This window comes from Hymenobacter yonginensis (genome assembly GCF_027625995.1).
Taxonomy (GTDB): Bacteria; Bacteroidota; Bacteroidia; order Cytophagales; family Hymenobacteraceae; genus Hymenobacter; species Hymenobacter yonginensis.
In genome coordinates this window covers 3,973,078-3,987,010 of sequence record NZ_CP115396.1, presented here as the reverse complement: position 1 = coordinate 3,987,010, position 13,933 = coordinate 3,973,078, and the positions used below count along the sequence as shown (strand labels likewise).

Sequence of the window (13,933 nt, the reverse complement as noted above, 5' to 3'; positions counted from 1 at the left end):
CCGGCAGGCACGCGTCAACCCGCCGCCGCTTCGGGAAGTTCCCGGCAACAGGGAATAATAAAAAAAGCCCGATTCCAGCTGGAATCGGGCTTTTTTTATTCGCTGAAGGAAGGCTTACTCCCCTTTGCCGGCGGTGCCGTCGGCGTTGGTTTTCTGCTTGCGCTTCTGCTTGCCCTCTTTGTCTTTCTTCACCATTTTCACCTTCTCGCCAGCAGGTGCCGGTGCGCCAGCTACAGGCGCGGTGGCCGGAGCTGCAGCCGGAGCGGGGGCCGCTACGCGGGTGCCGTTCAGGTCCAGCTCCACCACTTCGTAGCCCAGCTCGCCCAGGCCCGGGAAAGCCTTGGCCCGGTCGCCAACTACCACGATGTACATCTGGTCGATGGGCAGGTACTTCTGGGCGCTGGCCTGCAGGTCTTCCTTCTTCAGGGCCTTCAGGATTTCGCTCTGCTTGCTCACGTAGTTGGTGGGCAGGTCGTACTCCAGCAAGCGGCCCAGGAAGGCGGCCTTCTGCTGGCCGGTTTCATACTTGAGGGCGTCGCTCTGGCCCACCGAGGCCTGCAGGAACTGCAGCTCCTCGTCGGTGGCACCGTCGCGGTAGTTCTTGATTTCCTTCACGAACTCCTTCACCGAGGCTGCCGTGGCATCGGCGCGCACGCCGGCCTGGGCCGTGTACGGGCCCACGAAACGGGTGCCCTGGAAGCCCGAGCGGGCGCCGTAGGTGTAGCCTTTGTCTTCGCGCAGGTTCAGGTTGATGCGCGAGTTGAAGGCGCCGCCCAGGATGTAGTTGGCCAGGTAGGCGCGGTAGTAGTCGCCGGTGGCGTCATACGTGAGCGGCGTGAGGTAGCCCACCCGAATTTCCGACTGCGCGGCGCCGTCCTTGTTCACGAAGTAGATGCGCGTCTTGTCGGGCTGCTCGGCGGTGGGGCTGGCCGGCGCGGTTACGGCCTTGCGGCCCCAGGTTTTCAGGAAGCCCAGCTGTGGCAGCACGTCTTTCTGGTCCACGTCGCCTACCACGGTCAGGTAGCTCACGTTGGGGGCGTAGTTCTGCTGATAGAACTGCTTCACTTCGTCCAGCGTGATGCCCTGCACCGTCGTGGTCGAGCCCGAAGCCGGGATGCTCATGACGTTGCCGGGGCCGTAGAGCAGGCGCGCGTAGGTGTTGTTGGCAATGGCCACGGGCTGGGTGCTCTGGTTGGCAATGCCTTCCAGGGTCTGCTTCTTGAGGCGGTCGAAATCAGCCTGGTCGAAGCGCGGGCGCAGCAGCATTTCCTCCACCAGCGCCAGCGTGGCGGGCAGGTTTTTGGTGAGGCTGCGGATTACGACGGTCGTGTTTTCGTCGCCGGCGTACGTCTGCACGTCGCTGCCCAGCTTCTCCAGGGCGCCGGCAAACTGCTCGCCGGTGTACTTCTGGGTGCCTTCTTCCAGCATGGCCGCCGTGAGCGAGGCAATGCCGGCCTTGTTGGGGTTCTGCTGCTCCAGACGGTGGCCGCCGCTGATGTTGAGCAGCATGGTCACGGTCGGAATCTCGGCGTTGCGGTTGCCGATGATGCGCAGGCCGTTGTCGAAATCGGTGCGCCATACGGCCGGCACCTGCACCACAGGGTTGGCGCCGCCTTTCGGCTGCGTGGCCCGGTCGAAGCTGTCGGTGGCCTTCACGTACTTCAGGTTGGCGTACTCATCGGTAGCGGGGGCTTTGTAGCCGTCCTTGCTCACGGTGTAGTTGTCGGCCTTGGCTACCAGGGCGTTGCTGCCTTTCGGCACCACGCTCAGCACCACGGCTTTCTTGCCTTTGATGTACTGGTTGTACACGCGCTGCACGTCGGCTTTGGTGAGGCTGCGGATGCGCTGCAGCTCCTGAGGCAGGCGGTTGGGGTTGCCCACGTAGGTCTGATAGGCGGCCAGCTGGCTCACCTTGCCGCTCACGCTGGCCAGGCCGTTCACCACGCTGGCCTCGCGCGTGGCCTTGAAGCGGGCCACGTCGTCGTCGCTGACACCGCGCTTCTCAAACTCGGCCAGGGTTTTGCGCACCACCGCTTCGGTGCTGTCGAGGCCTTTGCCGGGCAGGCTCAGGGCCACGATGGTGAACTCGCCGGCCAGCTCGGAGCTGGGGTGATAGGCCTGCGTCTGCACGGCCTTCTGGGTCTTGATCAGGTTCTTGTAGAGCAACGACGTTTTGCCACCGCCAATGATATCGGCCAGGGCGTCTAAGGCCACCTCGTCGGGGTGGTACTGGGGCACGGTCGGGAACACCATCTGCAGCATCGGGAAGCGCACGTTGTCCTGGTAGCTCACGTAGCGGTCCTGGGTCAGCACGGGCTCGGGCAGCTTCATGTTCTGCACGGCCGGGCCGCGGTTGATGCTGCCGAAGTACTTCTCCACCAGCTTCACCACTTCGGCCGGCTTCACGTCGCCGCCCACCGTTACGGTAGCGTTGTTAGGGCCGTACCAGCGCAGGAAGAAGTTCTTCAGGTCGTTGACGTCGGAGCGGTCCAGGTCTTCGAGGTAGCCGATGGTGAGCCAGCTGTAGGGGTGGCCGTACGGATACAGGGTCTTGGCGATATTCTCGCTGGCCAGGCCGTAGGGGCGGTTGTCGTAGTTCTGGCCCCGCTCGTTTTTCACGGTGGAGCGCTGCACTTCAAACTTCTGCTGCGTCACGGCATCCAGCAGGAAGCCCATGCGGTCGGCTTCCAGCCACAGCGCGGTTTCCAGCTGGTTGCTGGGCACGGTTTCAAAGTAGTTGGTCCGGTCGCGGTTGGTGGTGCCGTTGAGCGTACCGCCCGACGACGTCACGAGCTTGAAGTGCTGCTCGTCGGCTACGTGGTCGGAGCCCTGGAACATCATGTGCTCGAAGAAGTGGGCAAAGCCCGACTTGCCGATGGTTTCGCGGGCCGAGCCCACGTGGTAGGTCACGTCGATGTGAGCCAGCGGATCGGAGTGGTCTTCGTGAATGAGCAGGGTGAGGCCGTTGGGCAGCACGTATTTCTCGTACGGAATCACCAGCTCGGAGCCCTTACGGGTCACTTTCTCCACGAGGCGGGTGCCGGTGGCCGAGGCCGCAGCAGGTTTGGCCGCAGCTTTCTGCTGGGCAGCCACTGGTTGTGCGGTCAGGGCCAAGCCCAGGCTCAGCAGCCAAAGCGGTTTAAAGGTCATGGGGGAGGGAATAGGTAAATGGATGCGTGAAAATACGCGCAATAGACTGCCGCGCAACGCCGGGGCTGCATGGCGCGGCCTGTGCAGGGCGCCCCGCTCGTTGGTGGCGGGAAAAGGCGCCCGACGGCTGGGCCGGCACCGCAGGGCTACCGAATGCCCGCGGGCGTTACTCATATCGGGAAAAACAGCAAAGAAAAAGCAAGGCCAAATGCAACGCTCCGGATTCGGAAAGGCTCCCGGCATAGGTGCCGGCGCCATAAATCAGTCCGGACTTCACGCACTATTCATCGGTGCGCTATACGTTTGGGCTTTGCGCTACGTACCTTTGTGGTTCTTCCTCCCCCACCCTATGCTCGTTGCCAATCTCGATTATCTGCTCCTCACCCACCGTCCTGATCTGGGCCAGTTGGTGCTGCGCTGGACGCGGCCGGCTACCTCCACCGAGCACCGCGACGGCTACGCCGTGGCCCTGAAGCTGGCTGAGCAGGAAAAAGTGACCCGCTGGCTGATTGACCTGCGCAGCCGCGGCCTGGCCGACGCCGCCGACTTCCGGTGGCTGATGCACAACTTCCGGGCCTCGCTGGCGGCCGCGCTGCCTGGCACCCGGCCCCGCCTAGCCTACCTCGTGGCCCCCTACCACGCCGAGCTGCTCAACGAGCGCCTGGCCGACGAAATGGCCACCGACGCGCTGGACACGGTAGCCGTGCGCGCCTTCACCGAAGAACAAACCGCCCAGGCGTGGCTGCAGGCCCGCTAGCCCCATATTCTGCATAAGGCCGCGCTGTCTGTTATAATCCTGCGCTGCCCGTAAACAAAAAGCCCCGCCTGACTTATCAGGCGGGGCTTTTTGTTTACGGGCAGCTTGCCTCACACGCGCGGGTCAGCTTGCACCGGTGCGTCGTAGCCGGCGCTGACGGGAGCGGCAGTAGAGTTGGCAGGCAGCCGGATGTCGTCGGCGTCCTGCACGCGCAGCGTGAGCAGGCCCGAAATAATCATGGAGCAGCCGCCCAGCACCAGCGTGTACACCGACTCGCCGCCGAACACCGACTTGGTGAAGAAGCCCAGAATCAGGCCCGCTACCACCTGCGGAATTACGATGAAGAAGTTGAACACGCCCATGTAGTAGCCCATTTTGTTGGCGGGCAGCGCGCCAGCCAGCATGGCGTACGGCACGCTCAGGATAGAAGCCCAGGCAATGCCCACGCCCACCATCGAGAGCAGCAGCATTTTGGGGTCCTGGATGAAGTAGATGGAAATCAGGCCCAGGCCGCCCGCTACCAGGCACAGCATGTGCGTGAAGCGGCGGCTGGTGGCGCGTGCAATAGCCGGCAGCAGCAGCGCCGCAATGGCCGAAATACCGTTGTACACCGCAAAGCAGATGCCTACCCAGTCGGCGCCCTCGTTGTAAATCTTGGAAGTAGCGTCAGTGGTGTGGTAGATGTGGCTCGTGACGGCCGGCGTGGTGTAAATCCACATCGAAAACAGCGCCAGCCAGGAGAAGAACTGCACGATGGCCAGCTGGGCCATGGTTTTGGGCATGTGGAAGATGCCGCTGAACGACTCGCGGATGCCGTTCCAGAAGCCGGCCGTGCGCCGCTTCTCTTCCTCGAACTCGGCCATGTTTTCGGGCGGATATTCCTTGGTGTTGAGCACCGTCCAGAGCACTGCCAGGAAGAAAATAACGCCGCCAAGGTAAAACGCATATTTCACCGAGGGCGGAATCTGGCCGGCCGGAGCCGTATTGGCAATGCCGAACCAGTTCGTAAACATCCACGGCAGCGACGAGGCCACTACCGCACCCACCCCAATGAAGAAGGTCTGGGCCGCAAAGCCCGTGGTGCGCTGCTCCGACGGCAGCAGGTCACCGACCAGCGCCCGGAACGGCTCCATGCTGATGTTGATGCTGGAGTCCATGATCCAGAGCATGCCCACGGCCATCCATAGCGCCGACACGTTGGGCATCACCAGCAGCGCAAACGAGGCCAAGATAGCGCCAATCAGGAAAAACGGCCGGCGGCGTCCCCATTTCGGGCTCCACGTCCGGTCCGACATGTAGCCGATAATCGGCTGCACGAGCATGCCCGTGAGCGGCGCGGCCAGCCAATACAGGGCTATTTCGGTGCCGCCCAGGGTTTCAAAAATGCGGCTGACGTTGGCATTCTGCAGCGCAAAGCCAAACTGAATGCCCAAAAAGCCGAAGCTCATGTTCCAGATTTGCCAGAAGCTCAGGCGGGGTTTTTCGCGGGAGATGCTCGGCGCAGCCGCTACGTTTGTTGCCATCAGGGGAAAGAATTGGGGGAGTTTTGGGGAAGGATGGTGATGGGGTGATGAGGTGAATGGTGATGAAGTGGATAGTGGTGAAAGAACAGGACGCTATGATAGTCGCCTCATCACTATTTACCCCATCACCTCATCACTTTTTAGGCTTGATTTCGAACACGTAGGCGCTCAGCGGGGGCATCGTCAGGTTGAGGAATTCGGTGGGCGGCGTGTTGTTGAGCAGGTCGGTGTAGGTGCAGAAGATGTCGGGGTTGAGGCCCATGCGCTGGCGTACCTCGCGCGGAATCTCAATGGTTGGCGTCATCGTCTTGTCGCGGCTGAAGTTCACCACAATCAGCAGGCGCTGGGTGTCGGTGTAGCGCAGGTAGCTGTAGATGTGCTTCTGGTCGTAGTTTTTGCCCAGGTTGTTGGCGTCCTGCAGCTCATAGAACTTGCCTTTGCGGATGGCCTCGCTGGAGCTGGCCAGGTTCAGCAGGCGGCTGTAGAAGTCGCGCAGCTGCTTCTGGCTGTCGTCGAGCTTGCCGCCGTCGAACTTGCCGCCGTTCATCCATTTCTGGTGCTCCGGCACGCCCCAGTAGTCGAAGATGGTGGTGCGGCCGTCCTCGCCCGAGAAGCCTTCCGACTTTAGGGCGGGCTCGCCCACCTCCTGCCCCGAGTAGAGCATCACCGGGCCCGAGGCCAGCGTAGCCGACACGGTCATGGCCGGAATGGCGGTGCGCGGGTCGGTGGCGAAGTCCTTGGAGGCAATGCGCTGCTCGTCGTGGTTTTCCAGGAAGCGCAGCATTTTCGACGAGAAGCCGCGGCTTTCCTCGCTCCACACCTTCGTGATGTCGTCGGTGGTGCCGGTGCCGGTCATGAGGCGGCGCAGGCCGTCGTAGAGGCCCACTTTGTCGTAGAGGAAGTCGAATTTGCCTTTGTCGAGGTAGGTTTTGTACTCCTTGGGCGTGTAGGCTTCGGCAATGAAGATGATGCCGGGCTTCACCTTTTTCACCTCCGGAATCACCCAGGTCCAGAACTCCACGGGCACCATTTCGGCCATGTCGCAGCGGAAGCCGTCCACGTCTTTCTGGGCCCAGAAGATCAGGATGTCGCGCATCTTCTTCCAGGTGTCGGGCACGGGCTGCAGGTACAGCTTGCGGCCGTTCTGGTAGTCCACGCCGTAGTTGAGCTTCACGGTTTCGTACCAGTCGTCTACCTTCGGCGTGGCCGAGAAGACGTCGTTGCCGGTGGCTTTGGCGGGGTTTTCCAGGAACTTGCCGTCTTCCTTGGGGCCCAGAGCAGCACCCAGCGGATTGCCGGCTTTGGGCACCACCAGCGGCTGGCCGGGCAGGTAGTAGAAGTTGTTGTTGGGCGCGAAGGCCTTGGTTTTGTCGTCGGTGGCGCCCAGGTCCACCACGCCCACCGGCTTACCGTCCGACTTGTAGCTGCGGGCCACGTGGTTCGGGATGAAGTCCATGAGCACCTTCAGGCCGTTGGCGTGGGTGCGCTTGATGAGGGCGTCGTACTCCAGCATGCGCGTTTTCACGTTCACGGCCAGGTCTGGGGCCACATCGTAGTAGTCTTTGATGGCGTAGGGCGAGCCGGCGCGGCCCTTCACCACGTCGGCATCGTCGGGGCCGGGGCCGCCGGCCTTGGTGAAGTCGGTCATGGTGGCGTGCTCAATCACGCCGGTGTACCAGACGTGGCTCACGCCCATCTTCTTGATTTCCTGGAGCGCCTTGTCGGTGATGTCGTTGAACTTGCCCACGCCATTCTCCTGGGCCGTGCCGTAGGGTTTGTTGAGGGCAGTCTTGTTGCCGAACAGGCGCGTCATCAACTGATAGATGACGATTTTATTGTCCTGGGGTACCTCATCGGTAGTGTTGGGGTCCGCCAGGGAAACGGAGTCAGACACGGAAGTGGAATCAGGCGAGAAAGGAAGAGTGAAAGCAGCCAAAGCAAATGCAGCTGCCGCAGCCGGGAGAAGGATTTTCTTCATATACCGCGTAAGATAGGTGATTGGGTAATTAAGAACGTCATGCCGGGCGGCGCGAAGCATCTCGCTGGTATAGCCTAGATTACTACTCGGGCAAGATGCTTCGCTGCGCCCGGCATGACGTTCTTAAAGCCCATCCTACCATTCCTGCGTGAGCGGGTGAATCATCAGCTCGTCGATGACCACGTGGGCCGGGGCTTCGAGCACATAGCGCACGGCCTGGGCCACGTCAGAGGGCTTGAGGTGGGTTTTCTCGGCGTCGGGGCCGCCCGGGACCGAGTCGTTGAAGTAGGTATCGACGAGGCCGGGGAAGATGGTGCTGACCTTGATGCCGTGCGAGCGGACTTCCTTGCGCAAACTGGCCAGCACGGCATCCTGCGCGAACTTGCTGGCCCCGTAGGCCGTGCCGTTCTCGAAAGTGCGCCGGGCCACGTCGGACGTAATGCCCACGATGTGGCCCCGGTGGCGCGACTTGAAGTGAGGCACGGCGGCCTTGCACAGTAGGAAGGTGCCCTTCACGTTCACGTCGAAAATCCGGTCCCACTCGGCGGCATCGAAGTGCTCCAGCAGCCCAAACGAGCCCACGCCGGCGTTGCAGACCAAGATATCGAGGCGGCCGAAGTGGCGCAGCGCTTGGTCTACCACGTGCTGGGCGTCGTCGGCGTCCGACACGTCGGCGGGCACGGCGAGGCCCTGGGTTTTGTGGGCTACTTCCTCCAGCTCCTCGGCGGAGCGGGCCACGCATACTACTTTGGCGCCCTGCATGGCCAGCAGCAGGGCTATGGCTTTGCCAATGCCGCGGCTCGCGCCGGATACAATGGCTACTTGGTCGGTTAGGTCGGTCATGGCTTTATCTGGTTGAAGATGAAGATACTACCCGTTGGTGGTAATAAATAGCAAGGAGCGGCCGTGGTTCCGGCTGCTCCTCACAGATCTTACTTTTTCAGCTCCACCACCCAAGCCGTGCGGCCCGGCACCTTAAAGCTCTTGAGGTCCGAAACAGAAGCGCCGGTGGTGATTTCCGTGCCCGACGAGAAGCCGCCGGTGCGCTCCACGAACCGCGCGCCGTCCACGGTTTTCTCGTCTTTGTTGCCGTTGAGCAGGATCATTACCGCCTCGCCTTGGTCGTTGTAGCGGAAGTAGGTGTACACGCCGTCCTGCGGGATGAACTGCATGAGCTTGCCAGTAGCCAGCACCGGGTGGGCCTGGCGGTAGAGGCTCAGCTTGCTGAGGTAGTTGAACGCCTCACCCGCCTGGCCCGTGCGGCCGGCCGCCGTGAAGTAGTTCATTTTGTCGCCGCTGAAGCCGCCGGGGAAGTCCTCGCGCACCTTGCCGTCGGGGTTGGAGAAGTTCTTCATCAGCACCTCGGTGCCGTAATAGAGCTGCGGAATGCCGCGGGTGGTGAGCAGCCAGGCCACGCCCAGCTTGTACTTGTTGAAGTCCTCCCCAATCACCGAGTAGAAGCGACTCATGTCGTGGTTGTCGAGGAAGGTGACGTTGCGGGTGGCGTCCTCGTACATCCAGTCGCCCTGCAAAGCTTCGTACACCCGGTTCAGGTTGGGCTGGTCGCCCCGCAACGCCTCGTGAATGGCGTTCTGCGACTGGAAATCGAACACCGATTCCAGGTTGGACTTGAAGCCATCGACCGGCTGGAAGATGTTGCGGGCGAAGAAGGCCTGCTGGGCCGTGCTGCCCACCCAGGCCTCGCCAAACTTGAACAGGTTCGGAAACTCGTCGTTCAGGGCCTGGCCCCACTGCATCAAAAACTTGGGGTCAGAATACGGGTAGGTATCGATGCGGTAGGCGTCGAGGCCGGTGTATTCCACCCACCACAAAAAGTTCTGAATCAGGTAGGTAGCTACTAGTGGGTTGGACTGGTTCACGTCGGGCATGGTGGTGTCGAACCAGCCTTTGTTGTACAGCTTGCCATCCAGCTGGGAGCCGTAGGGGTCGTTGAGAGCCTGCGAGTTGTAGTTGCTGCGCGTGAAGTTGGGCCACTGGTTGAACCAGTCCTTGGCGGGCTGGTCCAGGAACAGGTAGTTCTTACTGCCCATGTGGTTGAGCACCACGTCGTGCACCACTTTCAGGCCGTTCTGGTGGGCCCGGTCCACAAACTGCTTGTACTCTTCTAGGGTGCCGTAGCGGCGGTCGGTGTTGTAGTAGTCGGTGAGGGCGTAGCCGTGGTAGCTGGCCTTGGGCATGTCGTTTTCCACCACCGGCGTCATCCACAGGGCCGTCACGCCCAGGCTCTTGAAGTAGTCGAAGTGGTTTTCGATGCCCTTCAGGTCGCCGCCGTGGCGGGCGTACATCGAGTCGCGGGCCACTTTGGGGGCGCGCATGTCCTTAATGAAGTCATTTTTCGGGTCGCCGTTCGAGAACCGGTCGGGCATCAGGAAGTAGATGAAATCCTGCTGCGTGAGGCCCTGCACCTTCTGCTTGTCGCCGGGCGTGGTGCGCTGCTTCAGCTCGTAGGCGAAGGTGGTTTTCTTGGCGCCCTGAAACTCCAGCTGCAGCTTGCCGGGCTTGGCCGTGGGGCTGATGGTGAGGTTGATGAGCAGGTAGTTGGGGCTCTCCAGCTTCTGCACGCCGTCCAGCGTCACGCCCTCGTAGGCTTTGAGTGTAGCGGTGCTGCCGGCAATGCCGGGGCCGTGGACCAGCAACTGCAGCTTGGGGTTTTTCATGCCCACCCACCAGAAGGTGGGGTCTATGCGCTGGATGGCGGCGGTTTTGGCGGCCGGGGCGGCAGCTTCGGTAACGGCCGGGGCCGGGGCAGCCAGGGCGGTGGCGGCAGGCGCCGTAGCCAGCAGCACGCCAGCCAGCAAGGGCAGAAAGCGGGAAGAAATCATGAGCACTGGGGGAATTGATCGGAAAGGCCGCCAAGTTACGGCCGGAACACCCGGAGAAGATAATGCTGAACTGCGCGGAAATGGTGTCCTGTTGACTGGTTTTTGTGGTTTCGGCGGGCCGGCCCGGCACCCCGCCAACGAAAAAGCCCCGCCGCCTGCAAACCAGGCAGCGGGGCTTCGGAAAAAGGGGGCGGGACGCCGCCGGCGTTAGCGGACTACTGCAACTTGGCCAGCCACAGCGAGGCGTTCAGGTGCAGGCGGGCGTGGCTCGCAGGTGGGCCAGGGCACCTTAGTTGGTCGGGCCGTTGTCGACCTGGGCTTCCACCACCTGCTGCACGCTGGCGGGCAAAGCGGAAAGTAGGTCGAGGCCGGTGGCAGCCTCAATGGCGTCGACGCTGGTGCGATACTGACCCCAGTTGCTGGTCAGCCCCTGCTGATTGGGCGTGTCGATGGCGATGATGCGGGTAGCAGCCGACACGCGGCTCACATCGGTGCTGCCGACAGGCAGCACCACGAGAACCTTCCACACGCGGGCCGGTACCTGGATGCGGCCCTGGTCGATGGTTTCGAAGTAGCCGGCCGAGCCAGTGCCGCCGCGGCCGTAGGCGCCCATGATGATGTAGAGCTCGTTACCCTGGTCCATGAGCGTGCGGGAGTAGTTTTCCAGCGCTGCCCAGGTAATTTGGTTGTTGTTGGGCGACTGGGGAATCATGTTGGTCATCAGGAACGTGGCCGAGTTGTTGGCCACGGTGTTGGTGCGGTCCGCGGAGGGGCAGTTGTGGCCACGGTCGAAGCCGGAACCACTGTAGCTGGTAGCCTGCACTTGGTACCAGCCGGCGGGCAGGGTGTTGTCGGCCCGGAAGTCATCTTGGCGGGCGGCGGAGCCGCGCCAGCTGGTATCCAAGTGCCAGCTGACCCAGTTAGGAATACCCCGGTCGCGGTGGTAGCTCAGCGCATACTGCGGCTTATTGAGTAGGTAGTTGGTGGGCATGCTGACGTCGGCCGCAGCCCCGCTGGGGTTGCCCATGGTCAGGTGCTGGTTGTCGCCAGCCACGGGCGGTGGTGGCGGCGGCGTGGTTCCGCTGTACTGCTCCACCGTCACGTTGTCGAAGTTGATGCGGTTGGTGCCGCCGCTGGTTTTGCGGATCTGCAGGCGCACGTTGCCGCTCAGGTTCACCGTAAACGAGGCTGTGCTCAGGGCGGTGCTGCTGCTGGTGATGGTGCTGCCCACTTTGGCGTAGCTGCTGCCGCTGTTCTGGCTCACCCACAGCTCCCACTGCGAGGCGGCGTCGGTGCCGTACACGGCGTGCTGCACCGTAACCACGCCCGCGCCGGTGGTGGCGTTGAAGTTCATGGTGAGGGAGCCCACGTTGCGCACCCGCACCGACTGCGCCCCGGTTTTACGGTCGGCGGTGGTGTTGCCCAGCAGGGCGTCGTTGAGGGTCCAGGAGCCCGAGCCGAGCGTGACGGAGCCGGTGGTGTAGGCGGTTTTGGTGCCGGTGTTGAAGCCTTCCGGGAAGCCGGCGCTGCTCACGTCGGCAGTGCTGGTGGCGGTGGCGGCCGGCGTGGCGGGGCTCAGGTCCTGCTTGGCGCAGGAGGCTGTGAGCAGCAGCGCGGCTGCCCAGGCAAAGTGAAATTTCATGCGGTTGGTTGGAGATGGTTGGAAAGAGCGAAAAAGAACGCAAAGCTACCCTCTCCATCGCCCGGTATGACGGCCCCAACTGTTAAGCTTGCGTTAAGTTAACCACCATCGAATGAGGTCGTAATCTGCCGCCCGGCGTGGGGCAGGCCGGCGGCGACGGCGGAGCCCGATACCGGGACCCACTGCGCCCGAAAATGCCCTACGGCTAATGCTGCGTTGACCAGTTTGCGGCCGCTTTTGCCTTCTGAGCCCGCATTGGTGGCGCAGCCCGCGGAAAATCCGATATTTGAATCCGCCGCGCCCGCCTGACTACGCGGCATCTTCTGTTTTCTGACCTTCCCTTTATGGCTTTCGAGTTCAACCCCTACACGCCCGCTCCCGAGTTCAGCACCCAGGCGGCGTACTTTTCCATGGAATTTGCCCTGGATCAGGCCCTCAAAACCTACTCCGGCGGCCTGGGCTTCCTGGCCGGCTCGCACATGCGCTCGGCCTACGAGCTCAAGCAGAACCTGATTGGCATCGGCATCCTCTGGAGCTTCGGCTACTACGACCAGGGCCGCAACGAAGACCAGACCATGCGCTGCGACTTCCGCCACAAAGACTACTCGTTTCTGCAGGACACCGGCCTGATCTTCCCCATCACCATCCACGGCGCGGCCGTGCAGGTGAAGGCCATGTACCTGGCCCCCGACACGTTCGGCACGGCCCCGATGTTCTTCCTGACCACCGACATTCCCGAAAACGACTATATCTCGCGCACCATCTCGCACCACCTCTACGACGCCGACACGGCGGCCCGCGTGGCGCAGAGCATCCTGCTGGGTGTGGGCGGCGGCAAGCTGCTCGATTTGCTGGGCGTGAAGATGGACGTGTACCACCTCAACGAGGGCCACGGCCTGCCGCTGGCGTTCTACCTCTACGAAAAGCACGGCCGCAAGCTGGAAGAAGTGCAGAAGCGCCTGGTGTTCACAACGCACACGCCCGAACTGGCCGGCAACGAGGAGCACCCCATGAAGCTGCTCACCGACATGACCTTCTTCGGCTCGGTGCCCGCCGACGAAATTCGCCGCGTGGCGGGCGTGGAGCATGAGATGCTCAACTACACGCTCACGGCCCTGCGCTTCTCGCGCAAAGCCAACGCCGTAAGCAAGGTGCACGGCACCGTGGCCAACCAGATGTGGGGCGCCAACAAGGGCATCTGCCCCATCATTCCCATCACCAACTCGCAGAACGGCCGCTACTGGCGCGACCAGCAGCTGCACGAAGCCCTGGAAGCCAACGACGACCAGGCCCTGCTCGCCCGCAAGCGTAAGCTCAAGAAGCAGCTCTTCGACCTCGTGGCCGACCAGACCGGCACCCTCCTCGACCCCGAGGTGCTGACCGTGGTGTGGGCCCGCCGCTTTGCCGGCTACAAGCGCGCCGACCTGATTCTGCACGATTTCGAGCGGTTCCAGGCCCTGGTGAACAACACCGACCGGCCAGTGCAGGTGCTGTGGGCCGGCAAGCCCTACCCCAAGGACTACGGCGCCATCGGCCTCTTCAACGACATCATCCAGAAAACCAAGCACCTGAAAACCTGCGCCGTGCTCACCGGCTACGAGCTGGCCCTGTCCGGCTACCTCAAGCGCGGCTCTGATGTGTGGCTGAACACCCCGCGCTTCCCGCGGGAGGCCAGCGGCACCAGCGGCATGACCGCCGCCATGAACGGCAGCCTCAGCCTCAGCATCGCCGACGGCTGGATTCCGGAGTTCGTGCGCCACGGCGAAAACGGCTTCATCATTCCTCACACCGACATCCACCAGCCCGACCACGTGAAGGACGCCACCGAAGCCAGCAGCCTGCTGGACGTGCTGGAAAACGACATCGTGCCGCTCTACTACAACGAGCCCGCCAAGTACCTGGCCGTGGCCAAAGCTGCCATGCGCGAAGTGGAGCCCGAGTTCGAGTCGGGCCGCATGGCTACGGAGTACTACCAGAAGCTGTACAAAGCGTAGCGTATAGGGCTTAGGTCTTGAAATAGAGCGTCATGCAGAGGCGCCG

Annotated in this window: 8 protein-coding genes; 2 read left to right on the top strand and 6 right to left on the bottom strand. The window is 62.5% G+C overall.

Annotation, left to right across the window (positions count from 1 at the left end; translation table 11 throughout):
- Positions 1-114 precede the first annotated feature (114 nt).
- Positions 115-3,150: a M16 family metallopeptidase gene (locus tag O9Z63_RS17210; protein WP_270126602.1), complete on the bottom strand. Its 3,036-nt coding sequence runs from the start codon at positions 3,148-3,150 to the stop codon at positions 115-117.
- 349 nt (positions 3,151-3,499) lie between these two features.
- Between O9Z63_RS17210 and O9Z63_RS17205 the strand changes: the two genes are divergently transcribed.
- Positions 3,500-3,907 (top strand): hypothetical protein, encoded by a 408-nt coding sequence (locus tag O9Z63_RS17205; protein WP_270126601.1) that lies wholly within the window; start codon positions 3,500-3,502, stop codon positions 3,905-3,907.
- A 110-nt stretch (positions 3,908-4,017) separates the two neighbouring features.
- Here the strand turns inward: O9Z63_RS17205 and O9Z63_RS17200 are convergent, their stop codons facing one another.
- The 5 genes from O9Z63_RS17200 to O9Z63_RS17180 form a co-directional block, all read right to left on the bottom strand.
- Entirely contained in the window at positions 4,018-5,430 is a 1,413-nt protein-coding gene (locus O9Z63_RS17200; protein WP_270126599.1) for an MFS transporter, read from the bottom strand.
- A 133-nt stretch (positions 5,431-5,563) separates the two neighbouring features.
- Positions 5,564-7,243 (bottom strand): alpha-amylase family glycosyl hydrolase, encoded by a 1,680-nt coding sequence (locus O9Z63_RS17195; RefSeq protein WP_270129283.1) that lies wholly within the window; start codon positions 7,241-7,243, stop codon positions 5,564-5,566.
- A gap of 300 nt (positions 7,244-7,543) precedes the next feature.
- Positions 7,544-8,251, bottom strand: coding sequence for an SDR family oxidoreductase (locus tag O9Z63_RS17190; RefSeq protein WP_270126598.1), 708 nt, complete (start codon positions 8,249-8,251; stop codon positions 7,544-7,546).
- 89 nt (positions 8,252-8,340) lie between these two features.
- Positions 8,341-10,251 carry a glycoside hydrolase family 13 protein gene (locus tag O9Z63_RS17185; protein ID WP_270126597.1) on the bottom strand — a complete coding sequence of 637 codons (1,911 nt, stop codon included), beginning with the start codon at positions 10,249-10,251 and terminating at the stop codon, positions 8,341-8,343.
- A gap of 289 nt (positions 10,252-10,540) precedes the next feature.
- Positions 10,541-11,893, bottom strand: a complete 1,353-nt coding sequence (locus O9Z63_RS17180; protein WP_270126596.1) for a DNA/RNA non-specific endonuclease — start codon at positions 11,891-11,893, stop codon at positions 10,541-10,543.
- Between the two features lie 344 nt (positions 11,894-12,237).
- On the opposite strand from O9Z63_RS17180, the gene glgP reads away from it, so the two are divergent.
- Positions 12,238-13,887 carry an alpha-glucan family phosphorylase gene (gene glgP / locus O9Z63_RS17175; protein ID WP_270126594.1) on the top strand — a complete coding sequence of 550 codons (1,650 nt, stop codon included), beginning with the start codon at positions 12,238-12,240 and terminating at the stop codon, positions 13,885-13,887.
- Positions 13,888-13,933 lie beyond the last annotated feature (46 nt).